The following is a 26153-nucleotide window of genomic DNA, read 5'->3' on the forward strand; positions in this document are numbered from 1 at the left end:
ACTGCGGTCGGTAACGGGCATCTCCACGGAGATCACTGGTGAGAACCGCAACGACTGGTATGCGGGCGTTCCGGTGGCGTGGATGACGCTGACGATTGTTGCCCACGTGATCGCCGAGGAGACCTCTTTCGCGGGCTGGGACTGTCCGTTTGTGGCAGTTTCGCGATCACGTCCGTGACCGGCGACTTCGCGCAGCACTTCTCGGTGGGGTCATGCGCTGGTACGTCGTCGTCAGTGTTGCGCTGTTCGGCTTCTCACACGCGGAATTCGGTGCGTGGAATGTACTCTCGGCCGCCACGCTCGGGCTGGTGTTCTTCCCCCTGGTCCTGAAAACTCGGTCGTTGTGGCCGGCCATCGTCGCGCATGCGATGGGGAACTTGGACTCGTATGGGGTACTGAACTGGATCCGGTGAAGAGGACCATCCCCTCACATACAGAAAGTCGACGCGTCATGACAACGCGCCGACCCCTGATCACCTGACTACAGCGCGCGTTTGGCCACTCTCGCTGCCGTCGACGGCGCTGTCCCCGGTGGTTTACGCGGTCCCCGGCGATGCGTGGGTTTGATGCCGGTCGGTGGCGTCAACGGGCCAGCAGCTCTGGCCGCTGCCTCGGTGGGCTGTACCTGTGCAGCCTCGCCTTGCGCCCGTTCCTCTCTCGCAGCGCTTCGCTCCCCGGCCGCGTACGACCGTTCCGCGCGCGCATCGGCGATGGTGCGGCCGTCACCGACCTCGTCGAGTGGAAACGCCCGCTCCGACTCCTCGGCCGTCGCCTGCGAGAACGGGATCTCGGTGCTTCGCTCGGACCCGACATCGTGGTCGTAGATCGGCTCGTCAGGTTCCGGTTCATCGGGCAACGGAATGTCCTCGTCCCACCCGCCGTGGGTCTTGTCGAGATCGACGACTTCCCCGTACTGATCGCTCGATGACCGCGAATCGTCGTGAGCAGGTGCGCTATCGGCCGCCCGGGACCGGGTTCGTCCACGCTCGTCTGCTTCGGCGTACTCGATGCGCTGTGCCTCGCTTTCGGCGGCGTCGGCGTTTCCGTCGTGGCGCGCCGCCTGGGTGTTCGCCTGCTCACGCATACGGTCTCCGTCGAGCAGACCCGGATAATGTTCGGCGAGTTTGGCGTCGAACGATTCGTCGATCTGGCCCACGAGCAACGCTGCCCGCGCCCGATCGAGTGGATGGCCGGGTTGCGCCTGCGCGAGCCATTCCTCCGCGACCTCGCGTTTGGCTTCGTCCTCACTCTTCTGCGAGACACGGCCCTTCGTCGCCGCCTCCCGCATGTTCCACGAGGCGAACGCGCTGGGAGAGCGGATCTTCTCGTTGAAGGTGATCCCGGCGACGACATCCGCGAGCCGGTCCGGGTCGGCACCATCGCGCACCAACGCGGTGAACTGCCGCTCGGCCGTCGCCCACCTCTTGTCCTCGAGGATCGACTGATCGACGCGTCCCTCGAGGCGATCCGCCAGGGTCGGCGGAGGCGGCGCGTCCTGCGCAGCCTCCGCCTGCGCATCGCGCCACCGGCCGCGTAGCCATTCCTCCCGGAAGTCCTCCCACGTCTGTGCGCTCGGCTCATTAAATTCGGCCGCGATCTTCTCGTTGCGTGGCAACGCCATCCAGGCGTTCGCCTCCTCGATCTGCTCGGCCTCCGGCAACCCCTCGGTGTAGGCCTCGCTTGCGTGCCACTGCCCACGGAGCCACTGCGCCTGCACCCCGTCCTCGCCCTGCCAGGTGTGCGCGTCCGGGAACTCCCAGTCCAACGCGACCTGCTCGTTGCCTGCCTTTTTCATCCACGCTTTCGCTGCCGCGAGTTCCTTACTCACTGAGACCGCGTCGATGAGCGACTTCTCTCCGCGCCGTGTCTCGTCCAGACCAGTTGCTTGTGCTTGTGCCCGCTGCCAGTTCTGATAGAGCGCCGGGTCGTGCTCACTGGCCCAGGCTTGTGCTGCTTCGAACTCCTTGTCCGCGGCAAAGGCGCTCGCCCATCTGCCGATCAAGGCCAGCTCATGGTTGCGTTCGGCGTCGCGCATCTCGGGTTCTTCGAAGTTCTGGAAGTTCACACGTGGAGCGTTTTTCCTCCAGTCTCCGTAAAACTCTTTGTCGTGTTCGAGTGCCCACTCTGTGGCCTTCGCGAGGTCGCCGTTGTGCTTCTGCGCGTGCTGGAAGACACCGTTGAGCCAGAATTTGCGGCGGCTTTCTTCGAATCCGTTCTCGCCGCGAAACTCCGGATGCGAAGTGTCTTCCCACATCGCCCGTACTCGCGCTTGTTCGGGTTGATGCAACCAGCGTGCTATCTCGACGCGTCGGGATTCTTCGCGTTCGAAGGTGGCTCGCTCCTGCGCCGTCTGCGCCGCAAGGTTGAGCTGATGCTGATGTAGTTCTTCCACAGTGCCGCGGAGGTCATCGATGCTGCTGTAGTTGCTGTTCTCGTTGAGCCATGACCTCAGCTCCCCCGCCATCTTGGCTGAACCGACCACCGTGGACGTGTAGTTGTCCTCCCATCCCGCCTGCACTCCGTACCGGCCTCCCGACAGCGGAGCGATGCGCACAGTCATCCCCGACTCGGGATGCTGCTCTGCGTAGACACGGCCGGCCGCTGCCGCCGCATTCCACTGCTCGGTATCGTCAGCGCTGAGCTTGCGTAATCCGTTCTCGGCAGCAACCGCTTCGATCCGGGCCACGTTCTCCGCGTCCTCGAACGCCGCGCGCCCCCTGCTTTCGCGAACAGTGCGCATCAGATCCGCGCCCGCGCGCATCGCCATCATCCATCGCATCGCGTCACCACGCCCAAGCGAGAACGTCGGAACCTCGTCGTGTTCACTCATCTCTGCTCTCCGTCCGATACGACCGCCGGCGCTGTCGGCGAAGAGGGCGCCGGGGCAAGAAAGGTCTGCGCCGCTCGTTCCCATGCCGCAGCAGGAGCAGTCGCCGAGTGTTCCGTGTTTGAGAATGCATCGAATGCACGGATCACTTTCACCGATTCAGGACTAGACGATGAAGGGACTGTGCTCGCGAAGGCATCGAAGGCGCGGATCACCTCCACCGCTGCACCTGAGTATTCGAACACAACGACCGCGTCTTGCCCGTGTGGCTCCTCCACGATGGCCACACGCACGTCGTCGATCGGATCGACTGCGGCGGCGTGCACGTGGCGGGCAAGACTCTCCACAGCTCGGGTAAGAGAAGGATGTGTCGAATGCAGTTCACTGACCGGCGAGTCGACAGCTCGGTACATCAGTGACACAGCGAAAACAGTAGAACCTCGATCGGTGACATTGTCGTTCGTGGGGTCAGTCATCGCTGCCCTTTCCAACTCGTCGGTCGTGCCACGAGCACAGCTCGCAGCATGCAATGGGTGGCGACTCCCGACGATGTGGACTTGTACGCGGCGGATCACGCGCCTGCGATCACAACTTCCTCTCTTCCCCTCTCCTCGGCAACCATTCCGGCGTGCTCGACGCCGGAGCTCTTGGTGTACGTCCGCGCGAAGGCGCGCGATCACGAACACTGTCGACTACTGCCGCAGTGGTGCGCGGAGCACCCGACATTCCGCGGCCCGCTTCGTCCGCGAAACGTCCCACGCAACGAGCCGACCTGGTGGCCGCCGCGCAGTGATGCGAGCGTTTCGATACCTCGTGCCACGCCGCGATCTCCAACAACAATTCCGACAACGCCAACGCCAACTCGAGCCCGGCGTCACGGGTCATACCGCGACCGGACACCAGTCCTACTCTCGACAACTGACGAGTCGAAGCACGCAACGCCCGCGCCATTTCTCCCGCAGGCGGTGATTCCAAGGACTTCGGCATCCGTCCTGCCCGATCGAACGACCACGCCGCGCGGCTCAGCTCCCCGCGCCGCTGCGCACCGTCCGCGACCCTCGCCCATACCGCCAACAGCGGCTGCACGCTCTTCGCCACCGCCACTGGCGACTCGGTCCTGCCGCGTACTGCGACCGCGCTCCCGCGCACGACTCCCGCGATCGAGGACAACACCTCATGCGCCCGCCCGGTCTCCGGTACCGCCAATGCCGCATCCCCGGACCACCGCGCCGACAACTTCACCCACGAGAGCTCCGGAGCCAACTTTCTACCTCCGAAGAAGATCGGGCGGCCGGTCTTCGCGTCGCGGTCCTCGGGATCAGCGACCGCGTATCCGTCGATCTTTCCGTCGTCGTTGCGGTGCAAGTGCACCAGCACACCTTGCGAGCGCAGCTCGGACAGAAACTGCTCCGAGTCCGCGCTCATCGCGGCGGTCTCGGTCACCACTTGACGCAACTGAATCTTCGCGGCCTTACCGGCTTCTCCCCGGCTCAGCCCCTCGTAACCCTGCCGCATCCGGGTCGCCGCTTTCTCGATCTCGCCGCGACTGGCCGCTGGTGCTGCAGAACCGTCGTTGATCGCGGTCGCCTGCAAACCGAGTCGATCCTCCCAATCCCGCATCACCGTGCGGGTCACTCCGAAATCGTTCTTCGGGTGGAAGCGACGACCCGTGTCCTGGCGCACCAACACCGCGGCGATGTGAATGTGATCGTTGCCTTCTGTGGACTGACCGTGATGCACCGCGATCCATCGGCACCCACCGGCGTCACCTTCCGGAGCGATCCCGGTTCGGTCCATCACATCGCGTGCAATCTCGTTCCACTGCGCGTGCGAGAGCTTCCCCTCTTCCGCCGACAGGCTGAGCGAGCAATGCCACACGTATCCGTGTTTGGTGTACCCCGGCTCACCTGTCTGCGGCTGACGCCTGGGCAACTCGGCCGCCTCGGCAGTCGCGTTCACGTGATCGAGCAACGCTGTGAACTCCGCCGGATCGAAGTCGAAATCTCCCGGCCCCACCAGATCAGGCTGCAACGCGCCAGGGTCGGACTGCCACGCCCCGATCACCGTCGGGCGCGTGTGCTCGTTGTGATCGCCCCGCCCCATCAGGTAGCGGACCAACCCCTTCGCATCCCAACCCTTCACGATCTTGTCGATCACCGCAGGCTCCGAAGATGCTCCATCAGCCAGGCATCGATCTTCGTGTTCGTGCGCCGCGTGAACTCCAAGACAGCATCAGCATTACCGCCCAGCTGCCCCGTCGAATTCGCATGACGGGCGACATCGTTGAGATTGCCGGCCACGTTCCCCAACAATCGACGCAACTCCCGCACCTCAGCCGCGACACCGCGCAACTCGTGCACCGTCGCCGGAGCGTTCTCTCCTGAACCTGTGGTCATCGCCTTCGCCGTCTCGACCGCAGACGCCGCGATGAATGCCCCCGACTTCAAGCCCCTCATCGTCGAAGCCTGCTCGATCAACGCGTACTCGTCCGGAGTGAACAGAGCTTCCTTGCGACGCGAACGAACGACCACACCGTGCGAACGGTGACCTCGCTTCGCCTTCACGCTCAACCCAGCTCCTCAACCGTCCAGACGAACCCTCGACTGGACCTCACTCGCCGGCCGCCCGGCGACATCCACCCCGCCGCCGGGGTGCTCAGACCTCGAACCCCTTCGAGTCTGAACCACGCCCGCGGCAGGCGCAAGCTAAAACCCCTGGGTTTTAGAATATCTTGCTCTGCTTTTCCACTAGACCTGCCTGCTTCCTGCGGAAATGCACAACGCGCGATCACCACGCACCCGAGCAACCCCGCCGGCCCACACCCAACTCGCGTCTGCGCGGATTCTTCATCAGGCAAGAGGTCGCGAAGCGGCCTCGCGGCAGCCCCGCCCTTCGCGTTCTTCTCTGCTCGCCACCCACTAGCCGCGACGTCTACCTGCGAAGCTGACCGCCCGATCCCGTCGTCCACACTTGGGGGTGGCGCGCGAGGATTGTGGGTGCCCGAGACGCAGCGGAGCGAGAGGAAAAATCTCGGGCATCCACATGAGGAGCGGCATGCGCCATCCCCATCTGTGGGCAACGGGCCGCCGCTACGCGGCGAACACCACCACGCTGCGCGCGGAAAACGCCCATCCGAACCTGGTGTGTTGCCCCCAACCTGTGCACCGGGGAACTCGGCATTGGGCACAAACCAGATTCCTCCGCTCCGCGTCTGGTTTGCACACAACGCCGCCCCGGACACCCAGGCCGGGGACAACACCTCCGGCAACGGCGATACTCCACGACCTCTCCTCACTCAAAGACTCCGCGCTTCGCCCGCACGGATTCACAACACGACGAACCATTCGATACAGTAGATTCATTCGAACTGAAAGGACCGGTGACCACATGGCCACAACGAAGAATTCCGCCGCCGAGAAGGCTGCATCGGCGTACCGAGCCGCCCTCGTCGAAAACTCGGTCGAAACTCTCGTCGGTGACCTCGCGGTGAAGATGGGTGAATGGAAGCTCGCACGCGAGGCACGCGAGCGTGGTCAACGTGAGCTGATCGCACGCGAAGAAGCAACCGAGAATGCCGTAGCCGCTGCATACGAGGCAGCGCGTGAAGGCGGCGCGAAAGTCAGCGCGCTCGAGAAGATCGACCTCAAGCCCACCGCCGCTCTCGCAGCCGTGAGCAAACGAGCAAAAGCAGGCAAGGAGAAGGGGAACATCGCTTCCCCGTCCACACCCACCTCACCACCCACTCCGGTCGCTTCGGGCACCAACCCTGCCCACTGACCGGCACCACAACGAACCAACAGGCAACTATCCACAAAAAAATGAATCTGGCTCCATCCCGATGTCTCGGGTGGAGCCAGATCCATGTTCAGGGCGCGACTACGTGGTGCGCCCCTATCGCTCAGCGGTCACGGTTCACACCAGGAGACGGCCCGCCGCTTCGGTCCAGATGTGACGGACGTGAGCGCTCGACGGCACGCGAATCGCTCTGCGGGGTCGGCTCGGATTCCTCGCCTGCCTCTGGTTCCGGATCGCCACGAAGCTCGATGTCGATCGCGCGCTTGCGCACCTTGAGTGCGTCCAGCCGTTCCTCGTGCTCGAATTTCAACCCGAGTCTCGCCTCCGATCGTCCCTTCTCTCCGACTGCGGTCGCGAGTTCGCGTTCGGCATTGGCCAACCGGCGGTCCATTCCCTCGATCGCATTCTCGAGCTTCACTGCGATACCGACACCACCGTTGCGCAAGGTGCCCGCGTTGAACGTGACCGCATGACCGTCGATGTCTGGAAACACGATCGCGGCGTCAGCGCTGCGCCCGTTCGGCACATTGCGCGCGTACAACTCGAAGCCGCCCAGCCGTCCGATACGACCGCCGTCGATCTCTTTCCAATGCGATGATCTGTCTTCGATGAGCGCATACAACCGCGCGGCGATCGCGTCGCCGGCCTCGATTCGAGAATCGATTGTGCTCCCGTCGAGTTCGATCACGAACTTCTCACCCCGAGTCGATACCCGCTGTTCGATCGCGCTGGTGAACGTGGCGATGCTCTTTTCGAGTTCCGGAATCCGGTATTCGGATTCGCGGACACGCAACGCCAGCATGGACTGGCTGCGTTGATGAGATCTTCGCAAACGCTCCAGTTTCCCGACCTCGGCATCAACTTCCGCCTTTTCCAGCACCAGCGGATTGCCCGAAGCGATGGCCACCGCTTCGTTCGCGTTCATCGCCGCGTCTCCGATGTCGTCAATCTCGCGGACGTCGAGGCTGCCTCTCATGAACTGATTGATGAAAGTGGCTTTCCGTGATTGCGTCGACCACATCCGAGCATCGAATGTTCCTTCGGTGATGGCGATCCCGATCCTGATTTCAGCGTTCTGATTTCCCTGCCGGACGCCGCGCCCGTCTCGCTGTTCCAGATCGGCCGGCCGCCAGGGACAGTCGATGTGCATCAACGAGACAACCCGGTCCTGCACATTCGTCCCCACCCCCATCTTCGATGTCGACCCGACCAAGATCGCGATCTTCCCGGATTTCGCGTCAGCGAACATCGCCGCTTTGGCCTTGTCGGTCTTGGCGTCGTGGATGAACGCGATCTGCTCGCGCGGCACGCCTTTCGTAGTGAGCTCCGATGCCAGTTCGTCGTACACGTTCCACCCCTCCCCCGGCGTTCCCAGATCACAGAACACCAAATGCAACCCGCCCCGACGCGGATGCGGAGCGCCGTCCTTCCCGATGTAGACGTTGTCCTTGTTCTCCTCCCAATTGCGGTGTAACCACGTAGCCGCCGCACCGATCTTGTGTCCGGAGTCGGCCTGTGCCTCCTCCAACGCCGTCCCGGCGTCGGCGAACAAATCGTCACCGTCTTCAATTGCGGCTAGTTCCTGTGCGGTGTGGGCCTTGCGGGTGAGCAAGCGCAGATCCAGCGCCGCTGCGCGCCCTTCCGATGAAATTTTGAGCATGTTGTCCACGGTCGGCTCGACAAGTTTTTTGCGGACCGCATCCGCACGTTCACCGAGACTGATCACGAAATCACGCTGAGCCTGCGTCGCCGGGACGGAAATCAGTTCGGGAACTCGCTGCCCGTCGCCCCGCCTCGCGATGGCCGGTGTCGGAAGGTCGAGATCCTCCGCCGTCTTCACATCAGCGGCGACGTGAAACATCTTCAGCAACTCGGGCACGTTCCGGAAACCCGATACCCGTTCCTTGAGCGACCAGGAGTTGCCGTCCACCGACATCTCCAACTCCGCCTTCGTGGAAGCGAATGTTCCCGCCCACTGATCGAAATTCGTGATCCCGGCAGCTTCCATCAGATCGGGTCGCAGGTACCGCTGCATGACGTATGCCTCGGTGATCGAATTCGCGATCGGGGTCGCCGTTGCTCCGGTGACCGCTCTCCCGTTGTGCTTGTCCCGCAAGTACTCGATCTTCATGTGCAGATCTTGCGCACGCTGAGAACCGGCGATCGCGGCCGATTGAATGTTGGTGTCCGTGGACAGATTCTTGTAGTCGTGCAGCTCGTCGACGACGAGGTAGTCGATCCCGGTCTGCTCGAAGGTGATTCCCGGATCCACCGGACCCGACAATTTGCTCTTGAGCTTTTCCTCCGCTTTCAGAATCAGATCCTCGGTGCGTTTGATCGTTCGCCCCGCACCCCCGTTGCGTTTGAGTGCTGCCAAATACTCCCGCCTCGGCGCAATCTCCCTGTCGTGGTACCAGCGCGCGGTCTCATTGCTGACCACCAGCCGCGCGAAACTGCCACGCGTCATCACGATGGCATCCCAGTCGCCGGTCGTGGCACGGGCGACGAAAGCGCGCCGCTTGTCTCCGGCAAGATCGTCAGTGCCCGCAGCGAGAACACGCGCCTGCGGATACGCCTGCAGGAACTCACGCGAGAACTGATCGAGCATGTGATTCGGTACGACCATCGCCGGTTTGTTCACCAAACCGAGTCGACGTAACTCCATCACCCCCATCGCCATTTCGGCCGTCTTGCCCGCGCCCACAGCGTGGAACAACCCGACATTCGGCTCGGCCACCATCCGTGCGACGGCACTCAACTGATGCGGCCGCGGAGTGAAATCCTTGGTCAGTCCAGGCAAGGTCATGTGTTCGGTCGGATACGACCGCAACACGATCCCGTTGAACCGGCGGTTGTACTCGTCCGCCAATCGCTGAGCCCGTCGCGGGTTCTCCCACACCCACTCCGCGAACCTCTCGCCGAGCTGCGCGGCCTTCTCGTTGGCCGCATCCGTCTCAGTCGGGTTGAAGATCCGCGAGTTTCCGTCCTCGTCCGGGTCGTAGACACGGATCGCCTTCTGCCGTAGCCGGTACTCGGCAAGTTTCGGTGCCGGCACCCGCTCCGTGCCGAATTCCTCGGTGGAAAGGACACCACCGACACCGCCATTGACCCGCCACTCCGAACCGACACCCCGCGAGACCAGAATCGTGGTGTCACCAAGAACCTCCTGCAGGAAATTCTCCACATCGTCCGCTTCGATCCACGCCGCACCCAGTCGAGCATCGATCTCAGCCGGACCCAAGTCCTCAGGAATGACAGCCGACAGCGGCGCAATGTTTTCCGAGTAGGTATGCGGGTCGTCGACAAGCGCCGCCTCCGCTGCCGAGAGTTTTGCGCGCACATCACCGGACAGATACTCCGCTGCCGAAACAAGCGCACCGCCTTGCTCGGGATCCGCGAAGACCAGGCCGCGCAACTGCTCTCGCGCGCTTTGCTCCTCGACACCGAGCAGGTGCGCGACGACTTCGATATCGATACGGCCGTGGGTGTCCATGCAGATCGCCAACGCGTCCGCTGGAGTGTCGGCACCGAGGCGGGGTGTGCGTGGAGCAACGACACGTCTACTCATGATCGCCATCTTCGACGCCGTATCCGTCGTTGCGTCGTAATCCTCGAGTGCCATCACAGCCGGTTGGTGCGGATCCTCGCGGAACGTTCGCATCACCGGCGGCCGTCGCACCGACAACACCGGCTCGCCGGTGTCCGCGTCCAAGCGCCCGCTCGGATGCCATGAACATCTGTTGATCGGCCCGTACCGATCGACGTATGCGTCGTACCGTGCGTTCAACACCGAACGCAGATCACCGATCGACTCGTTGTCCTGCGCAGAGGCGGCCTCCGCTTCGAGCAACGCCACGGTCGCATCACGAATACCGAGAAGGCCCCGAAGTTCGCGCTGCTGACTCGACGGAACCGTCAGTGGTTCGTCCGTCCCGTACACCGTTCGGCGCCGGAACTCCCCATCCGGAGAGAGACTGATGTGCCCTGGGAAATGTGCTGGGCTACCCCCGACGACAGCGGCCACCCGCCGCTCATCCGCACTGATGCCGCGTGGCGCATGCACTACACCGGCACCCCGCGCTTGGGCCGCCACTTGAGCCAATGCGCCGCGCAGATCCGAAACTAGATCCCGATCACCGGCATTGACCTTCACCGTGTCGGAGGAATACATGCCGTGACCGACTTCCACCGTGCCGAGCACCATTTCCGGGTGACGTTCGAAGTACTCGTTCATCCGCACCGTGGCCACTTCCGGGACATCCCCGTCCAGCATGCCCGCCCGGGTCGCTGACTTCTCGAGCGTCCGCTCGAAATCCCCTCCCACCGGGACAGGTATGCCGTCGCGGCGACGCAGAATCAGCACGTCGGTCACAGCGTCGGTGCCGGCCGTTCTGCGGTGAGCGCCGGTCGGCAATCGGATCGCGCCCAAGAAATCTGCCCTGCCCGCGATCTCACGTCGCGCCGACGGGTTCTGCGCGTCCATCGTGAAGGCAGAGGTGATGACCGCGACCATTCCCCCTGGCTTGACCAGAGCCAACGACTTGAGAATGAAGTGGTTGTGCATCGAATGATTGCCCAGGTTGTGTACCGGATCATGCAACTTCGCCCCGGAGAACGGCACATTGCCGACTACCGCGTCGAACGTGCCTTCCGGCAGCGGTGTGTCCGCGAACGATTCCGTGCGGATCGTCGCCGCCGGGTACAGCTGCGCCGCGATGCGGGCGGTCGTCGGGTCCAACTCCACCCCCGTCATCCGCGCAGCTCGTGGAGCCAACCCGATGAACGTTCCCGACCCGCTACCCGGTTCGAGAACCTCTCCCCCGGTGAAACCCAAGTCCCCCAGGTGGTCCCAGATCGCCGCCACGATAGCGGGGTCGGTGTAGTGCGCGTTGAGGACCGTGCGCTGAGCGGCGAGCCAGGCCTGCTCTCCGATCAGCGCGCGCAGCTCGGCCGCGTCATCACGCAAGTCCTGGCGAGAATCGTCGAAGATCTGCGAAGCCGCACCCCACGACGACCAGCGCGAAAGTATCTGCTGCTCCTCTGCGGTCGCCGACTTACCGTGCTCCTCGATCCGGTGCAGAGTCCGGATCGCATCGAGATTTGCAGAGATGCGGGCGCGGATACCGCTCGGAACCGGCGGCATGTCCAGCGGCGGCCGCCAACTCGTCGCGTCACTGCGCCCGTCGACCCGATTCAGTCGGCCATCAGCTCCGACCTCTGTGTACGGGGTGAACCGAATCTCCTCGGAATCCTCGACATCGAGGTCCCCGGCGTAGAGCGCGTCAACCGCGTCCGCGGTAAGGCTCTGCTCGTCGGCGGCCCTCGCAGTCTGATCTCTCGGTACCTCCCGGGTCAGCCCTTCGGTCGGGCGGCGGCCTGAGCTGCGAAGATCGCCTGGAGCTGCGCCCTCTTCTCCTCCTCGCTGAGGTTCCCGTGATCGCTCTGCATCCAGCGCACCTCCTCGATCAGGTGCGGGAACCTGCGATCCCAATCGATCGCCTCCGCCGACTCCTCTTCCATCTCCAACCGGCGATCGACTTCGTTCGATTCCGCTGTCGCCGTCGCCAACTCCACGTCCCGCGCGTTGCTCACGTCGTCGCTCTGGGATGTCTCGGGTGGAATCGAATAGAGAATCTCCGTCAACGCCAGCTCCTGGGCCTGAGCCCGCACCGCGTTCAACCGCCCCACTCTCTGCAAATAGCTCTCCTCCGGGAGGCGTGAGGTTACTTCGAGTTGCGCGCTCACTGTTGCCACCTGCTCGGCTATCGCCTCTGCCAGCTCCGCGAAGTAACTCTCCGGATCCTCCAGCGTCGCGACCCGACTCGGCAGATAGTTCCGAAAGTAGGTCCGCACTTGCTCCAGATAGATCGGGGTACTCATTGTTCTTCCTCTCGGTCGTTGTCGACGGTCTTGGATCGGGGTCGGCCCACAAACTTTCCAGACTCAGCTGTCCCTCGGATTCGCGCGATTTGCGCGGCCTTCGTGCCACAGGCAACTCACCTCCATTTTGGGCAACCGAATCCGGTTACCTCTAATGGTTCTAGTGTTGCTTATGAAACGAGTGATGCGCCCCTTCCTTTGCTTCAAACAGACTTAGATCCCCGGATTTTTGCTTGTGACCTCAGTCACTTTCACGGTCGGCCGGTCGGGCCTCGAGAACGGCAATGTCCTTATCCATACCTCGGACCAGGGAGTCGATCGCTTCTCGGACCGCTTCCAGCTCTGCGCTCATCGAGTCAGTAGCCTCTGCGGCTTGTCGATGTTCGACAGTGCGATTTTTCAGGGCGACAATACGGTCCGCGTGCCCGGCCGCCGCTTCGAGTTGATCGAGGTAGCGCAGGCGGTCGTTCATCTCGTCGACCTTGGTGCGGTAGCGGTCGAGAGCGTTCGCGCGCGCTTTCAACGAGTCCCACACCGAGATCAAGTCGCGTTCGTGAGCGGCAAGTACGCCCAACAATGCAGAAGCGTCGCTGCCTTCCGGTATGTCCTCTTTCCTGGTGAGAGTCTTGCGCACGTTCCACAACTCCGCCGCGTCAGCGGACAAGGCTGCGACTTCTTCGGCAAGATTGATCCGGCGGCGATGACTGCTCAGATAGCCACTCGAAAAGGCCGGCGAAGTCTCGATGACATGGGCCGTTTGCGCTACGTGCAAGGCCAGTTTCAGCTCGGGTGGACTCGGCGTTCCCTGCGCGATACGCATCCGCCCGTGAGCGAGGGCGTCGCGACCAGCGGTTTTCATCGTTTGTCCACGGCGCACGGCTTTTGCTTTGCTGTCACACGCCCATGCGGCACTGGCCGACCCGATCGTTGCCACGAATAGCCATAACATCAGGTCCTGAAGCATCCACGGACCCACGGCAACAACCACCGTCGAAAGAAGCAAGACAAAGGACGACACAGCCATCACCCACCGCATCTGCTCGTACGAGCGGATGAGAGGACTGTCCGCCTCAGAGGTCGACCAGGAGGCGACGCCCGTAGTCGGGCCGACCGTGGCGTCGAACCACGTTTCCAGCGCCTGCGCAGTCCGTGAGTTGAAGTCGATACCAGTCGGCGTCGGAAGGGAATACAGCACGGGTGCGGAATCCCATTCCTCCGAACCGGTGAAGATCGGCTCCACCGGCGTCCGCGCCCCAGCCTCGAACACCTCCCAAGCCGTCCAGTCATCGTCGTCCCGGCCGCTGTTCGTACTCAATGTTTCCGCCTCTCACGACGTCAATTCGTCCTCGTCGAACAGATGACATCACATCTGTTCACCATCCCCCACGATCGAATCGTCCTGGTCGGCGGTGAGACCCGCCAGCTCGGCGAAAATGTCGAGTTGGCCGTCGATTCCAGGTGTCGACATCGCTCACAACCCTTCAAGGCGCAGCTGCAATACGCGCCACTGCCGCTCGGAGATCAGATCATCTCGGCGGCTGGAAAGAAGCGCGTTCCGAATCACCGCATATGCATGCTCTTCGAGCAGTCCGTCCTTGATTGCTGATCGATAGGCGCGCTCGACCGCATCCCCGGTCGTACTCTCACTGAAGAACATGCCGTCCTCGCTCACGCGGCCCGAACAGTGTGTAACAGATCCGCTCTCACATCGACGGCAGCCATCCCGCTGTACCACCGCCCATGCGCCACAAGAACGACCGCCGCGTACAGAACTCCTGCCGCGTCGGTTCGGTAGCGTCGAACCTCGTTGACGTATCCACTGTAGTCAGGATCAGTTGAAATCAATTGCATAACAGTACCTTTCGTGGAACCTTCTACTAACGTCACGACACTGAACCCTCCGGATACCTTCGAACCTCCCAAAGTCTCGTACAGTGTATCGACTGTATCTAATGTGTCTGGTTGTGTCCATCCCTCATTCAGGCGACATCACCGACCCCCCACGGACGTGGCCACCTGACTCACCCGACCAGGGGACAGCGCCGCTGCCTCGGCGATGAGCGCTTGGCTGAGCCCCGAGTCGCGAGCGATCTTCATCGCATCTACGAGTGATTACTAACAGCGGCACACAAATCCTGCCGACTACAGTGAGCAGCGAAAACAGGGAGGGAACTTGATGGTGAAACGACGACCACCGCGCATGATCGGATCCGTTCGCGTGTCGGCCTACCCAGGTCAGGGACGCAGGATGGTGGCCCAAGGCGCGGTCATCTGCCTCGTCGGGGTGGCTATCGGATTCGTCGGCATATGGATAGGTGCAGGCTCCGAAACTGCAGGCTTCCCATTCTTGGTGATCTCCGTTCTCGTCGGTGGAGTGGGCGTGTACCGCAACTACCGTGGCAATCGGTTTCTGGCGCTGGAGGATGCGATCGGCCCGAGCCTCTTCGAACCGGATGTGAAAGGGCGATGACGCAGCCACCGCAGCCTCCACCGCAGCAGCCCAACTGGCAGCCCCCGTACGGCCACCCCCAGCAGCCTGGCTACGTGCCGTACCCGCCTCAACCACTGCCGCCGCCGAAAAAGAAGGCGTGGCCGTGGATCCTGCTCGCGGTCGTGGTGGTGTTGGCATTCTTCGCGGGCTGTGCCGTTCGTGTGGGCACTGCGGTTTACAGCGTCGTCGACGAGCATGCGAAGCGAGAAATCGTGGTCACATACGAAGTGACGGGCGACGCCGCCGTCGCCCTGGTCACCTACACAGGCGACAATTCGACCACCGAGCAACTCGCCGCAGCGGCGCTTCCGTGGCGCAAGAACGTAACGCTCACCGGCCTGGTGAAGTATGCGTCGATCACAGCCACCAACTATCGGCCCGGCACAGGGACGCTCACCTGCAAGATCATCGCGGACGGCAAAATCCTGACCGAGAAAACGATCACCGGCGCCGGCGCGTCTGCCTCGTGCGAGCAGACGCACTTCGATACGAAATAGGCTCGAACACAGAAAGATGCACCGCCCATTGCGTGGCTGGTGCAACTTTTCTCGTGGCAGGTAGTGCAGCGTAGGCGAACCGAATGCCCCCGAAAAAGTAGTGACGACCCTTCAGGAGCCACCCAATGGAAACCGCACCTACCGCAAGGGATTTAGCGGTCGAATTGGGCAAGCGCATACGGATCGAACGTGTCGAACGCAGCATGGCGCAGCTCGAACTGGTGAAAAGAACTGGTCTCGCCGATTCGACCATCCGGCGAATCGAAAAGGGCACGCGGGACGCGTCCGCATCGCAGCTCCACACAATTGCCGGTGTCTTCGGGATGCCTTTGAGCCAACTCATCGCCCGCGCCGAGGATTCCCTCAAGCGTCAACGTGAGACCTAGATCGGTAATTGCAGGCCAGAAGATGGCGTCTCCGCCTTGGGCGACGACATCGGCCATCGTCGATCGGATCTTCTCCGAGAGCCTTTTGACTCACGATCCCCTGCATGTCGCTCATGCGCCTCGAAGGGTTTCGGCGGGTCAGAAGAGAGCCGTTTGCTCGGCCTGGGCGGCGGTGTCGGTGCGCCGCTCGTACCCGGCGGCGAGTGAGCGGGCCGCTGCCGGACTACATCCCATGTCGGTGCCGATGTCTTCCCAACTCGATCCGTGGTGGTGCAGTTGCCAGGCGTCGTGTTCGTCGTCGTTCATGGTCTCCCTTTCTCGTCGGTGGATGTGTTGAGTTCTCGGCGAAGGTGCAGGGCTACGACCAGGTGGTAGATCGCGAGTCCGAGGAGACTTGTTCCGGCGATCAGGGAAGCGGTTGTTTCGCCGGTGAGGAAGATGATGCCTACGGCGAGACTGATCACCGCGACGATGGTGTGCGCTTTCCAGCCCGGTCTGCTGGTGTCCTTCTCGGTTGTCATGGTCGGTCTCTCGTGGTGGCGGATGCCCGGAGCGCGGCAGCTCTGATGAAGCTGTACGCGGACACGGTGAGGGCGATGATGCCTGCGGTGATCACATGTTTGGTACCGATCGTGAAATCCAGGGCGGCCACGGCAAGTGCGGTGACGCCGAGGATGCTGTGCCGGATCACTCCAGGTTTGGCGTGTGCGTGGTCGCGCCGGTCTGAGTCGGTCATAGTTGGCCTTCTCGGATGGTGTTGAGCCGCTCGAAGGCGGTGCGGCGCTCGCGGCCGATGCTGAGCAGATGCTCGAACAGTTGATCGTCCGGAAGCTCGTCAGCAGCCTGCGCCAGTGATTGAGCGGCGTGGCGGAATCCTCGGCGGTACGCCTGGGTGAGCACTGCACCGACGTAGTGTTCGAGTTCGCCTGAGGGGATGCCGATGGTGGTGATGTCCGTCAACACTGTGGTGAGTTGTTTGCCGCGTTGTCCGCCTGCTCGGCCTGCCTGTTGCAGGGTGCTGAGAACGTAGGCCCCGTTGTGTGGTTTGCCTGCGGTCACGAGGTCCGCGATGACGGTGAAGAGTTCGGCGAGGATGGGTCGGTAGAAGTCGGCGCAGCTCAGAGCTGCGGTAGCGCTCGCGGCGCGATCGGCCGGCGCCCAGAGCAACGAGCACAACAACTGCGCTTCGACGTCCATGGCGATGCTGTAGTCGTCGATCTCGGCGTCGGGGCCTACAAGGTCGATCGCCTCGGGTACTACCTGTGGCTGCGTCACTGTTCCGCCTTCGTGGCCTGGTGGCCGGTATCAGCCATGTCAGAGTCGCGGTGTCGTCAACTGCTGATGACTGCGAATTCTGGCCAGGGCTGCGCGCAGACTGCGGGCTGCGTCGGTGAGATGGGTGGTGATGTCTTCGGTGGCGGCTTCCTCCGCGAGGAACGTTTCGACTGCATCCGATGCTGCGGGACCTGAGTACATGCCTCGGAGCGCTTCGCGGGCGTCACTGATCCCGGCGAGGGAATCGTCGATGGCGGCGAGCATGGCTCGTAGCCTCTTCTCTACGGCATCGTCATCTGCGGCAGGCTTGCGGTTCGTGATACCCGAGACGGAGTGCAGTGCGGCGCTCACGATGCGTCCTCCATCCGCTCGGCGGGTCGATCGACTGGCGGAGTGTCGGTATTCCAACCGTGCACTATTCGTTTACGCAGGTCCGCTTGGATTTTCACTGATGAATCCATATCGCCGCCTCTCATCGGTGGTCCGGGCACAGGAGGGTGGGCGTCAAATTCCACCCACTGGCAGTCAGCCACTGTTGAACAGGAACCGGGAGACCTTCGACTGTCGCGGCGTGTGCGAAGGTGTCGGCAAGAATTGGACCGTCACCGCATACGGTGCACGCGACGTCGAAAGCGGGTGGCTCAGGTTCGCAATGGCGACAGTGCGAACGGATGACGACCGCATTCGGATCGTCGACATCCGGATGGAGCCACGCAACAGCCAGGTCGCCGCGTTGATGAGCAGCTTCCGCTCGCGTACTCGGCTCGTAACCACACGTCGGGCAGGTGCGTGGCACTCGCATGGGCACAACAGAATTCACAGGAACGTCCCCGGGAGAATGCGCTGTGGAGGTCGAAGCTGACTTGTTCTTGTTGAGATGGCCATACACAGTTGTGCGGGGCACGTTCAACATCGCCGCAATCTGCGCGACCGTATTCTCTCCGGCGTCGTACAGCCGTTGAGCAAGTGCGATTTGATCGTCGGTGAGCTTCGATGGGCGGCCGCCTTTTCTGCCGCGCGCCCGCGCAGCGGCCAAGCCGTCCCGAGTGTTCGCCACAATCAGCTCACGCTGAAGTTCCGCGAGTACCGACAGCATCCCGAACATCGCCCGACCTTCGGCGGTGGCGGTATCGATTCCCTGCTCGAGGACTTTCAACCCGATCCCCCGCCCACGCAGATCGGCACCGAGCGTGATCAGATGCAAAACCGACCGGCCCAGCCTGTCGAGGCGGGTGATCACCAGCGTGTCACCGCCACGCATTCGCTGCAGAACAGCATCCAACTGTGGCCGTGACGCCTTCGCGCCGCCGGCGTGATCGACATGAATGTTCTCGACCTCGACGCCCGCCAACGCCAACGCGTCGACTTGGTGAGCTGGATTCTGATCTGTACTGGAGACTCGTGCGTAACCGAACAACATCTGTCGATAATACCCAGACTCAAGGTTTTTCGACATAGTTTTACGACACGAGTTTCAGACAAGCATGAGCTGGGCGTACGTTGTGGAGTTTGCCGCTCTTTGGCGGTTTTCTTTGATCGCTCCGTGTCGTTAGTTGCCGATGACGAGGATGCTGGCCGCAGCCTCAATGACGTCGTCCGTGATGGTGTCGAGCTGGTTGATCTTCAATACCCGGTTGATCTGAGGGAAAAGTCGCTCGAGAAGGCGGAAATTGCCGCGGGTGATGCGCTCGATGGCGGCAATCGCTTGCGCGTCGGTGAAGTCTTCCGGGTCGAGAGTCTTGCCGAGTCGTTTCCAGTGGCGATCGAGGACGAAGAGGAGTTCGTCGCGTCCGAGAGCGCGGTAATGGTGTGAGAATCCGAGGCGGCTGTAGAGCTGCGGGTAGTGGCGGAATCGCTCGTCGATGCCCGGCATGCCGATCAAGATCATCGCGAGGTGGGTGCGATCGTGCTGGTCGCGGAGCAGCTCGAGGGCGGTGGGGGTGAGCCGTTCCGCTTCGTCAACGATGAGGAGTTCCACAAGGCGGGTGACATCGTTCTGCCTGACCCTTTCCGACTCCGGCATGAGGGAGCGGAGGTGCTCGTCGGCGCAAATCCCAACTTTCACCTGCCAATGATCGATGTCGTGCATAAGGTCTTTAGGGCGGCAGAGCACTTCCGGTGTGTAGAAGACGGTGCGGGATCGGTTCGCGAGGGCGTAATGCTTCGCATCGTGATCACCCCTGGGACCCCATTCGTTGATGTAGGGCTCGAGCGCTTCCCAGTTCGCGTACCGACGGGCGGAGTTCGTCTTCCCGACGCCGGCAGCGCCGTGACAGATGCCGATGGTCTTTTCTTTCCGCACGGCGTTGGCGAACTCGGTGAAGCGTCGGTGTTCTTTGGTGACGATGAATGCCTGGTTCATCACTCGTCCTCTTCGTAGGTGCGCAGCTTCGGCCGCCGCTTTGTCGGTTCAGGGGCGCGAGGTTCCTCGCGGGTGGCAACGGTCGGGATGCGATCGTTGATCGCGCGGCGCAGTTGCTTGCGGCGGGCGCGACGAGCGGTTTCGATGTCGCGGAGACTGAGACGCAGGTTGGGGTGGGCCTCGTCGATTGCGGTGCAGATAAAATTGTCCCGGTCGTACACGCGGATCTCGGAGATGTCGCGGGGGTCGTACCGGATCGTGATGGTGTGCCCCACAAACGGAGCGAGCGTTGGGGCCAGGTAGCGCTGGCCTTGGAAGTGGATGCCGTCACGTTGCACCACTCGGTTCTTCGGAACAGTAAGGAGCAGTCCGTCGAGTTCTTGAAGACTGTCGGGCATTCGCGGCAGCCAACCGTCAGCGACCCAGGCGTCACGCGGTGAGATCCCCAACTCGCGATGGGTCCGGTCGTTATAGGTGCCGATGAATTCGCCGATCGCACGGTCGAGCCCGGCAAGGTCGAGGACGGGAGTTGGTGCCCGGCTACCCGGCCCGAGGTGGCCGGGGAGCGCGCTCACGAGTTCCGTGTTGACGGTGCCGAAGAACCGCTCGATCTTGCCGCGACCCTGTGGCCTGCCGACGGTCGAGTGGATGATCCTGATGTGCAGAGCTATAGCTGTTCGTTCGAGGTGGTGGCTGATGAAGTCGGAGCCGTGGTCGACGTGCAGGATGTCGGGGATGCCGCACATTGCCCATGTCGGGTCGGTTTTCCGCCAGATCGCCTGCCGGAGGGCGAGGGCGGTGTTAATAGCTGACGGGGCTCCGCTGAACACCATGTATCCGCAGATCGCACGGGAGTAGTCGTCCATCACGGTCGTCAGCCACGGTCGGTCAGGTTTTCCGTCAGCGCCGACGATGAGGATGTCGAGTTCAGTGTGGTCGGACTGCCACGTCTGGTTGGGGTGTTCCGCGCGGCGCCGGAAGACGAGCTCGTGCTTGTCTCGGTACGAGACTGGCCCCTCCAGCGCCAAAGTGACAAGTGCCGGATCGAGGGCCTGGACGATTTGCCTCACTGTCGCATAGCTCGGCGGCGGCAGCTCACGCGCCTGAGCATCGGTGATGGCGAGACGATGCAGCGTGGCGAGACTCGGGCGCGGCCGACTGAGCGCCAGTCGTTCGATGAACGCGACCGTCTCTGCTGAGGTTCGTCGGGCACCTTTGTCTATACGCGCATGAGCGTCAAGTGATGCGATGCCGCCTGCGCGGTAGAGCTGGTGCCAGCGCTGCAGAGTTCGAGCGGAGATCCCGGTTTCCCGGGCAAGGACCGCGAGCGGAATCTGGTCTTCGACATGCAGCCGAAGAACACGCCACCGCTCGGCCGCGTCCACAAGTCACCTACACAGTGGAGCTTTCGCGGGCCGCTAAGGCCTGCTGATGCCGGTACAAAGTGGCACGACTCCACCCGACGAGCTTTGCCGCATCCTCCGCGGTCCGGCCCTTCGCCCGGGCCTCGGTTACGAGCTTGAGTTTGTCGGCTACGACCGCGGGATCGGACAAGGGCCTACCAAACTTGGTGCCGCTATTTCGGGCGGCGGTGATTCCTGCGTTCACACGCTCGGTGATCAGCTCGCGTTCGTACTCGGCCAAGGTGGCGAGCATGTTCAGCATCAGCCGGCCCGACGTTGTCGACGGGTCGATCCCGTCCGAGATGCTCTTCACTTGGATGTCCTGCTCTCGGAGCAGCTTCACCGTGTTGAGTACATCGATGAGGGACCGGCCGAGGCGATCGACCCTCCACACCACGACGGTGTCTCCGGGCTGGGCGTACTCGAGCAGCTTCTTTATCCCAGGACGTGAAATAGCGGTCCGACTGCCCGAGGTGACGTCAGCAAAAATGTCCCGCTCCTGCACGCCCGACTTGACCAGGGCGTCGACCTGCAACTTCGCGTCTTGGCTTCTTGTGCTGACCCGCGTATACCCGAGATATCTCACCCGGCCATTCTGCCTCAGAAACTGCTAGAAGTGGCGCGTGAAAGACATTTCACGGTAAGACATCTTTCCAAGACAAATGGCGCCCCGGAAATCCGCCACCTCCTACAGAGGCGCGCAAGAGGTAACTCGTGTCTCGAAAAGCTTTAGATTCCCGAGGCAGAGTGTCGGCCGGAAAAGTCGCCTTGCGCTTAGCGTGGCTGAAGGCGACCAATTTCGACGCTGAGTCAGGGTTCGCATCACGGAAGTTGTGCACCCTGACATTTAGGGCTTCCACACGTACGCCCATACGGTCAGACGCGCGGAGATCGCTACGATCACGGCGACGTCGGTAAGGGCCAGCCAGATATCGCTCGCGAACTTGCCGTCGTGATCATGCGACCGACCGCGCTGACTTTGACGAAACCGCTCAACCAACTGTGCAGCGTGTCGATCAGCACAAAGGTGTTTAGAAGGAACGTCAGCTGGAAGAGGATCAAGAATGAAATGCCCTGGGCGCTCGGTTCCGGGGTCTCGGTGTGTTGGGCGTGGCTGCGTTTTCGGAGCCCAGGACGGCTGCCTGGCCCCTCGGTACGGTGATCTTCACGGCCGGGTGACCAAAGATTTTGAATGTTCCTGCGCGACTACTGGCAACTCTGCGTTGGGATGATCAGAGGGGTGTCTCTGGAGTTTCTTTCCATGAACAGCGAGTATCTGGAAAGTTCATCCGCCGTTTGATTGGGTGTCACTGACCGGTCACGCGCGATTCTTAGCGTGAGCACCATGAATAGACAGCCTGAGACAGTGTCGAGGCTCTGGCGCTCTGATGAGCAGCCGATCCTCGAGCAGATCCGTCGCGATTCGGCTGCGTTTTCGCCATCCGAGGCGCAGATCGCGCGAGTGGTGCGTGCTGACCCTCATTCGGTTATGACCTATTCGGTGACCGAACTGGCTCAGGTCTCTAGCACGTCCGTCGGCTCGGTAGTGCGGTTCTGCCAGCGCTTCGGCCTGCACGGATTTCAGGAATTCAAGCTGCTTCTCTCCCGCGAGACCGTCCTTCCCCAGCGCCCGGCCGCGACACACGACGACGATCCGGTTACCGCGACCGTGTTGGGGACCTTGCGCGAGAATAGTGCTGCGCTTGAGGATGCTGCGGCGCATCTTGACCCGAGCACAGTCGTAGCTATTGTCACTGCGCTGGTGAAGGCACGTCGCGTGCGCTTCGCCGCGGTGGGCACTTCGGCCCCGCTCGCTTCAGACGCTGCCTACCGTTTCACGACACTTGGGCTCGACGCCGCGTTCACCCCTGACTTCATTGCCCAAGAGGTGATCGCCCGCGGCCTTGATGAGCGCGACGTCTGTTTCGTGATCAGCCACACGGGGTCAACGACGTCGACGCTGGACGTCGCCCGCACGGCCGTCAGGTCAAAGGCGGTCGTTGTCGGAATCACCAGCTTCCTCAGCTCACCGTTGGCTGAGTTCGCTGACCTCTTGCTCGTCGCGGGTAGCTCGGAGACACGCTATCGGGTCGAGGCCATGACTAGTCGAATCGTCCACCTGTCACTGATCGACGCCATTTACAGCGTCCTGGCTATGCAGCTCGAAGGCGCGCCCGAAGCGCGCGCCGCATCCGAGGCAGTCGTTAACTCTCACCGCATCTAACGGCCGAGAGACGCAGAGAGGGAAATTATGCAAGGCACCGTACTAAGTGATGCAGGCTCACCGATGCCAGGAGTCGTCGTCAGCGACGGCTTACGGGTCACTCGCACCGACGAGGATGGGCGATTTCGGATTGACCAGGTCCGCGGACCCGTGTTCATTACCCGGCCGGCTGGATGGCGGGTCGACCGATGGTACGTCGGCGCAAGCGCGATCGACCCGGTATTCACCCTCAGCCCAGCTCCGGTGCAGCTGCCCGTCCGTTTTGCACATCTCACAGACACCCACCTCGGCACGGGAGCCGGCTATCCCCAACCGGCCGAAATCGGGACCGGCGAACGCCTGTCGCAGGCCTTCCGCGAGATCGCCGCGGCTCATCCGGGACTCGAGGCCTTCGTCGTCACGGGAGACCTGACCGACCGTGGTCTGCCCGAAGAATTCGCAGCTTTCGTCGCTGCGACCGCAACGACCGAGTTGGCTGTCTACGCGATCCCGGGAAACCACGACCATCTCGTTCCGGATCCGACGGATCTGGTTAGCCGCAACGGCTATGCCATCCATTCCGGGGAGCCCAGGCATTACGAAGACTACCTGGGGCCCAGGTGGTATTCGTTTGATCTACCTGGCCTCCACGTCGTTGCCGTGGACTGGTTCACGCATGAACTCGGTCTAGACCACGAGACCCAGGACACCTGGCTACGCGCCGACCTTGAGATGCTCGCGACCGGGACTCCGTGGATCATGCTCTGTCACGACCAGCCGTGGCGCTCCATTCTCGACGGGCTGCCCAGTGCCCCGATCGCGACGTTCTCCGGCCACCGGCACACCTCCCGGGTCGTCGCGAGCGGCCCCACGCTGCACGTGAACACCCCTCCGGCCATGTTCGGCGGTGTAGACAACTCTCCGGCCACATATCGCATCGTTGTGTGGGACGGCGAGCGGATCACCACAGGGTCACACCAAACCTATCCTCCACAATCCGACACCCGTTCAGGTTGGGCCCGCACCACACAGGCACTCTGGAGCACATCGACCCCGGCGATTGGACAGCGCACACCTTTCATCGTTGCTGACGGTCGGGTGCTCGTACCGCTCGCGCTCGATGATGAGGCCCGCGGCGCGCTGGCCGCATACGACGCCTGCTCGGGAAAGCCCCTGTGGCAGGCCAGTCTTGACGCTCCGCTGCGTAGCGCGCCCGCGGGTGCCGGGACCGCGGCTATCATCAGCTCGACTGTGTCTGGAACGACGTGGGCGCACGACCCGAGCACGGGTGAGATGTTGTGGCAGCGGCCGACATCGGACCCGCTTCGGCGCTTTGGCTTCTACCCACCGACACTCGTCGACGGACTCGTTTTGGTTGGCGACCAGGCTGCACTCCGAGCCCTCGACCAGAGCACAGGCGAGATCGTGTGGGAGCGATCGGACATCGCCGCGTATCAGATCTTCATCACCCTCAGCGCCCCGGTAGTCGACCGATCGGGAGCGAACGGCAGCCTGACGACGGTGCTCTGGGCGGGGTTTCCCGAGCCGAGCACGCCCGTACGACTTGACCCGAAAACGGGCGAGACGATCGCGAACTCTAACGAGGTGGTGGCTGAAGGCTTGTTCGATGTCTTGACGAGCGGCGCCGGCCTGCCGATACGCACCCCCAGCGTTGACCCTGCAACGGGCGACCTGATCGCCACTGGACTGACGAATGTCTTCCGGCGTTCGGCGTCCGGTTCCGCAATACGCTGGTCGTACCCGACCTCAGTGCCGTGGAACCCTGTCGGGGTCAATCTCGGCAGCCACGGCGTGTTAGTCGTCGACGCCGGCGGCGCTGTCGCGATGCTCGACCCCGTCTCGGGCGAGCAGCTTTGGCGCACGGAAATTGCGGCCGACTCCGACGAGTGCTTCCTGACCTACCGGCGCAGTCCTCATCCGCTCTTCGCCCAGGCGACCACGGTGGGCGACCGGCTGCTGATCCCGGCGCTCGACGGTGACATCGTCACGCTAGACGCGCGCACGGGTGACGAGCTGGGCCGCTTCGCCACCGGAGTTCCGATCCTGGCTCCGCTGGTCGTGCACGACGGCACGGCCGTCGCGCTGCATCGTGACGGTCTTCTCGCGGCCTACCCGCTCGCCACGCTCGCGGGGGAACGCTTGTGAGGGGCATACGAATCGGCGGCTGGGCGCTTGCCCTGCCAGCGCTGATCCTGATCGGGCTCTTTCTGCTACTGCCCGGCGTTCTTGCGCTCGTGGGAAGCCTGTTCCAAATCGACCTCGGCGACCGAACTGTGTGGCGCTGGGCTGGGCTGCAGAACTACACGGCTCTCTTCTCCGACCCCGCGGTTGTCGAGTCGATCTGGAATACCGTGCTGTATTCAGCGATGACGATCATCCCGAGCCTGGTCCTCGGACTGGGCCTGGCCCTTCTGGTTGCCTCGTTTCGGCGGGCCAGGCCACTTCTTCAGGTGCTCCTATTCCTGCCCTTCGCCACCAACATGGTCGCGATGGCCGTGGTGTTCCGCTGGATTTTCGCTAACCGTGGCGGTTTTGTAAACGAGGCACTTGCGCTGGTCGGCCTAGCCCCGATCAACTTTCTTGGTGACTCCAGGTACGCGTTGATCACCGTGGCACTGGTTGGAATCTGGCGGCTGACGTCGTTTGTCATGATTTTCTATTTGGCAGGCTTGACGAGCATCCCGACGGCGCTCTACGAGGCATCCGCCGCCGATGGCCTCGGCCCGTGGTCGACGTTTCGTCGCGTAACACTGCCCCTGCTTCGACCGACGACCGTGTTTGCAACAGTCATGGCCGTTCTGCAGGCGGTGCAGGTGTTCGACACAGTCAACGTCCTCACCGGCGGGGGACCGCTCGGGGCTACGGAAACCATCCTGACCATGACCTGGCGACTCGGCTTTGTCTACTTCGACCTCGGTCAAGCGGCTGCAGTGTCAACACTGCTACTGGTCGTTCTCGTGCTCATTGGCGTGCTTCGCCGTCGAGCCTTCCTCGGAGACAAGGAACTCTAATG

The 26153-nt window shown here is 62.7% G+C and carries 26 protein-coding genes; 8 read left to right on the forward strand and 18 right to left on the reverse strand.

All coding sequences use genetic code 11. The features are described 5' to 3' along the window. Positions 1–212 precede the first annotated feature (212 nt). On the forward strand, positions 213–413 hold the full coding sequence (locus tag G4D79_RS33625) for a CPBP family intramembrane glutamic endopeptidase (RefSeq protein WP_214515001.1): 201 nt from the start codon (positions 213–215) through the stop codon (positions 411–413). 68 nt (positions 414–481) lie between these two features. On the opposite strand, the gene G4D79_RS33630 is transcribed toward G4D79_RS33625, so the two are convergent. The 4 genes from G4D79_RS33630 to G4D79_RS33645 all read right to left on the reverse strand — a co-directional run bounded on the left by G4D79_RS33630 (position 482) and on the right by G4D79_RS33645 (position 5391). Continuing rightward, positions 482–2830: a hypothetical protein gene (locus G4D79_RS33630; RefSeq protein ID WP_075835957.1), complete on the reverse strand. Its 2349-nt coding sequence runs from the start codon at positions 2828–2830 to the stop codon at positions 482–484. Next, positions 2827–3303, reverse strand: coding sequence for a hypothetical protein (locus tag G4D79_RS33635; protein WP_042925479.1), 477 nt, complete (start codon positions 3301–3303; stop codon positions 2827–2829). The genes G4D79_RS33630 and G4D79_RS33635 overlap by 4 nt, the downstream gene beginning before the upstream one ends. 109 nt (positions 3304–3412) lie before the next feature. After that, positions 3413–4984, reverse strand: a complete 1572-nt coding sequence (locus G4D79_RS33640; protein ID WP_042925476.1) for a relaxase/mobilization nuclease domain-containing protein — start codon at positions 4982–4984, stop codon at positions 3413–3415. Next, positions 4981–5391, reverse strand: a complete 411-nt coding sequence (locus G4D79_RS33645; protein ID WP_223304641.1) for a hypothetical protein — start codon at positions 5389–5391, stop codon at positions 4981–4983. Before G4D79_RS33645 ends, G4D79_RS33640 begins: the two co-directional genes overlap by 4 nt. Before the next feature lie 823 nt (positions 5392–6214). On the opposite strand from G4D79_RS33645, the gene G4D79_RS33650 reads away from it, so the two are divergent. Further along, positions 6215–6604: a hypothetical protein gene (locus tag G4D79_RS33650; protein ID WP_118604579.1), complete on the forward strand. Its 390-nt coding sequence runs from the start codon at positions 6215–6217 to the stop codon at positions 6602–6604. 121 nt (positions 6605–6725) lie between these two features. On the opposite strand, the gene G4D79_RS33655 is transcribed toward G4D79_RS33650, so the two are convergent. The 5 genes from G4D79_RS33655 to G4D79_RS33675 form a co-directional block, all read right to left on the reverse strand. Then, positions 6726–12074, reverse strand: a complete 5349-nt coding sequence (locus G4D79_RS33655; RefSeq protein ID WP_238704760.1) for a helicase-related protein — start codon at positions 12072–12074, stop codon at positions 6726–6728. Continuing rightward, positions 11975–12502 (reverse strand): hypothetical protein, encoded by a 528-nt coding sequence (locus G4D79_RS33660; protein WP_118604587.1) that lies wholly within the window; start codon positions 12500–12502, stop codon positions 11975–11977. Before G4D79_RS33660 ends, G4D79_RS33655 begins: the two co-directional genes overlap by 100 nt. 241 nt (positions 12503–12743) lie before the next feature. Then, positions 12744–13817 carry a hypothetical protein gene (locus G4D79_RS33665; RefSeq protein WP_147343779.1) on the reverse strand — a complete coding sequence of 358 codons (1074 nt, stop codon included), beginning with the start codon at positions 13815–13817 and terminating at the stop codon, positions 12744–12746. A 156-nt stretch (positions 13818–13973) separates the two neighbouring features. Then, positions 13974–14174, reverse strand: a complete 201-nt coding sequence (locus tag G4D79_RS33670) for a hypothetical protein (RefSeq protein WP_118604593.1) — start codon at positions 14172–14174, stop codon at positions 13974–13976. Then, complete coding sequence (locus G4D79_RS33675; RefSeq protein WP_118604596.1) at positions 14171–14353, reverse strand: hypothetical protein; 183 nt, start codon at positions 14351–14353, stop codon at positions 14171–14173. Before G4D79_RS33675 ends, G4D79_RS33670 begins: the two co-directional genes overlap by 4 nt. A 325-nt stretch (positions 14354–14678) precedes the next feature. Between G4D79_RS33675 and G4D79_RS33680 the strand changes: the two genes are divergently transcribed. The 3 genes from G4D79_RS33680 to G4D79_RS33690 all read left to right on the forward strand — a co-directional run bounded on the left by G4D79_RS33680 (position 14679) and on the right by G4D79_RS33690 (position 15876). Next, entirely contained in the window at positions 14679–14972 is a 294-nt protein-coding gene (locus G4D79_RS33680; RefSeq protein WP_118604599.1) for a hypothetical protein, read from the forward strand. Further along, positions 14969–15490 (forward strand): MmpS family transport accessory protein, encoded by a 522-nt coding sequence (locus G4D79_RS33685; protein WP_118604602.1) that lies wholly within the window; start codon positions 14969–14971, stop codon positions 15488–15490. Before G4D79_RS33680 ends, G4D79_RS33685 begins: the two co-directional genes overlap by 4 nt. A gap of 125 nt (positions 15491–15615) precedes the next feature. Further along, positions 15616–15876 carry a helix-turn-helix domain-containing protein gene (locus tag G4D79_RS33690; RefSeq protein ID WP_118604605.1) on the forward strand — a complete coding sequence of 87 codons (261 nt, stop codon included), beginning with the start codon at positions 15616–15618 and terminating at the stop codon, positions 15874–15876. Between the two features lie 138 nt (positions 15877–16014). On the opposite strand, the gene G4D79_RS33695 is transcribed toward G4D79_RS33690, so the two are convergent. The 9 genes from G4D79_RS33695 to G4D79_RS33735 form a co-directional block, all read right to left on the reverse strand. After that, complete coding sequence (locus G4D79_RS33695) at positions 16015–16182, reverse strand: hypothetical protein (RefSeq protein WP_176450593.1); 168 nt, start codon at positions 16180–16182, stop codon at positions 16015–16017. After that, positions 16179–16397: a hypothetical protein gene (locus G4D79_RS33700; protein WP_118604608.1), complete on the reverse strand. Its 219-nt coding sequence runs from the start codon at positions 16395–16397 to the stop codon at positions 16179–16181. Before G4D79_RS33700 ends, G4D79_RS33695 begins: the two co-directional genes overlap by 4 nt. Beyond that, complete coding sequence (locus G4D79_RS33705; RefSeq protein ID WP_118604612.1) at positions 16394–16612, reverse strand: hypothetical protein; 219 nt, start codon at positions 16610–16612, stop codon at positions 16394–16396. The genes G4D79_RS33700 and G4D79_RS33705 overlap by 4 nt, the downstream gene beginning before the upstream one ends. Beyond that, positions 16609–17151: a DnaB-like helicase N-terminal domain-containing protein gene (locus tag G4D79_RS33710; RefSeq protein WP_238704758.1), complete on the reverse strand. Its 543-nt coding sequence runs from the start codon at positions 17149–17151 to the stop codon at positions 16609–16611. The genes G4D79_RS33705 and G4D79_RS33710 overlap by 4 nt, the downstream gene beginning before the upstream one ends. 39 nt (positions 17152–17190) lie before the next feature. Continuing rightward, entirely contained in the window at positions 17191–17502 is a 312-nt protein-coding gene (locus tag G4D79_RS33715) for a hypothetical protein (RefSeq protein ID WP_118604615.1), read from the reverse strand. A gap of 121 nt (positions 17503–17623) precedes the next feature. After that, on the reverse strand, positions 17624–18571 hold the full coding sequence (locus G4D79_RS33720) for a recombinase family protein (RefSeq protein WP_118604618.1): 948 nt from the start codon (positions 18569–18571) through the stop codon (positions 17624–17626). A 129-nt stretch (positions 18572–18700) separates the two neighbouring features. Next, positions 18701–19513 (reverse strand): AAA family ATPase, encoded by an 813-nt coding sequence (locus G4D79_RS33725; RefSeq protein WP_214514730.1) that lies wholly within the window; start codon positions 19511–19513, stop codon positions 18701–18703. Continuing rightward, complete coding sequence (locus G4D79_RS35370; protein ID WP_214514731.1) at positions 19513–20898, reverse strand: Mu transposase C-terminal domain-containing protein; 1386 nt, start codon at positions 20896–20898, stop codon at positions 19513–19515. Before G4D79_RS35370 ends, G4D79_RS33725 begins: the two co-directional genes overlap by 1 nt. Before the next feature lie 7 nt (positions 20899–20905). After that, positions 20906–21502, reverse strand: a complete 597-nt coding sequence (locus G4D79_RS33735) for a recombinase family protein (protein ID WP_214514732.1) — start codon at positions 21500–21502, stop codon at positions 20906–20908. 759 nt (positions 21503–22261) lie between these two features. Between G4D79_RS33735 and G4D79_RS33740 the strand changes: the two genes are divergently transcribed. The 3 genes from G4D79_RS33740 to G4D79_RS33750 are packed head-to-tail and all read left to right on the forward strand — an operon-like array spanning position 22262 to position 26151. Beyond that, positions 22262–23140, forward strand: coding sequence for a MurR/RpiR family transcriptional regulator (locus G4D79_RS33740; protein ID WP_214514733.1), 879 nt, complete (start codon positions 22262–22264; stop codon positions 23138–23140). 27 nt (positions 23141–23167) lie between these two features. After that, entirely contained in the window at positions 23168–25285 is a 2118-nt protein-coding gene (locus G4D79_RS33745) for a PQQ-binding-like beta-propeller repeat protein (RefSeq protein WP_084603745.1), read from the forward strand. Next, a complete protein-coding gene (locus G4D79_RS33750) occupies positions 25282–26151 on the forward strand; it encodes a carbohydrate ABC transporter permease (protein ID WP_045245719.1) in 870 nt (289 codons plus the stop codon). The genes G4D79_RS33745 and G4D79_RS33750 overlap by 4 nt, the downstream gene beginning before the upstream one ends. The last annotated feature ends 2 nt before the right edge of the window (positions 26152–26153 follow it).

The sequence above is a fragment of the Rhodococcus sp. WY5 genome (assembly GCF_018588185.1).
Classification (GTDB): Bacteria; Actinomycetota; Actinomycetes; order Mycobacteriales; family Mycobacteriaceae; genus Rhodococcus_F; species Rhodococcus_F qingshengii.

Coding starts and splice junctions, on each gene's coding strand:
- G4D79_RS33625 (WP_214515001.1), top strand. CDS start 213: ATGCGCTGGTACGTCGTCGTCAGTGTTGCGCTGTTCGGCTTCTCACAC.
- G4D79_RS33630 (WP_075835957.1), bottom strand. CDS start 2,830: ATGAGTGAACACGACGAGGTTCCGACGTTCTCGCTTGGGCGTGGTGAC.
- G4D79_RS33635 (WP_042925479.1), bottom strand. CDS start 3,303: ATGACTGACCCCACGAACGACAATGTCACCGATCGAGGTTCTACTGTT.
- G4D79_RS33650 (WP_118604579.1), top strand. CDS start 6,215: ATGGCCACAACGAAGAATTCCGCCGCCGAGAAGGCTGCATCGGCGTAC.
- G4D79_RS33660 (WP_118604587.1), bottom strand. CDS start 12,502: ATGAGTACCCCGATCTATCTGGAGCAAGTGCGGACCTACTTTCGGAAC.
- G4D79_RS33675 (WP_118604596.1), bottom strand. CDS start 14,353: ATGCAATTGATTTCAACTGATCCTGACTACAGTGGATACGTCAACGAG.
- G4D79_RS33680 (WP_118604599.1), top strand. CDS start 14,679: ATGGTGAAACGACGACCACCGCGCATGATCGGATCCGTTCGCGTGTCG.
- G4D79_RS33685 (WP_118604602.1), top strand. CDS start 14,969: ATGACGCAGCCACCGCAGCCTCCACCGCAGCAGCCCAACTGGCAGCCC.
- G4D79_RS33690 (WP_118604605.1), top strand. CDS start 15,616: ATGGAAACCGCACCTACCGCAAGGGATTTAGCGGTCGAATTGGGCAAG.
- G4D79_RS33695 (WP_176450593.1), bottom strand. CDS start 16,182: ATGAACGACGACGAACACGACGCCTGGCAACTGCACCACCACGGATCG.
- G4D79_RS33700 (WP_118604608.1), bottom strand. CDS start 16,397: ATGACAACCGAGAAGGACACCAGCAGACCGGGCTGGAAAGCGCACACC.
- G4D79_RS33705 (WP_118604612.1), bottom strand. CDS start 16,612: ATGACCGACTCAGACCGGCGCGACCACGCACACGCCAAACCTGGAGTG.
- G4D79_RS33720 (WP_118604618.1), bottom strand. CDS start 18,571: ATGTTGTTCGGTTACGCACGAGTCTCCAGTACAGATCAGAATCCAGCT.
- G4D79_RS33725 (WP_214514730.1), bottom strand. CDS start 19,513: ATGAACCAGGCATTCATCGTCACCAAAGAACACCGACGCTTCACCGAG.
- G4D79_RS33740 (WP_214514733.1), top strand. CDS start 22,262: ATGAATAGACAGCCTGAGACAGTGTCGAGGCTCTGGCGCTCTGATGAG.
- G4D79_RS33745 (WP_084603745.1), top strand. CDS start 23,168: ATGCAAGGCACCGTACTAAGTGATGCAGGCTCACCGATGCCAGGAGTC.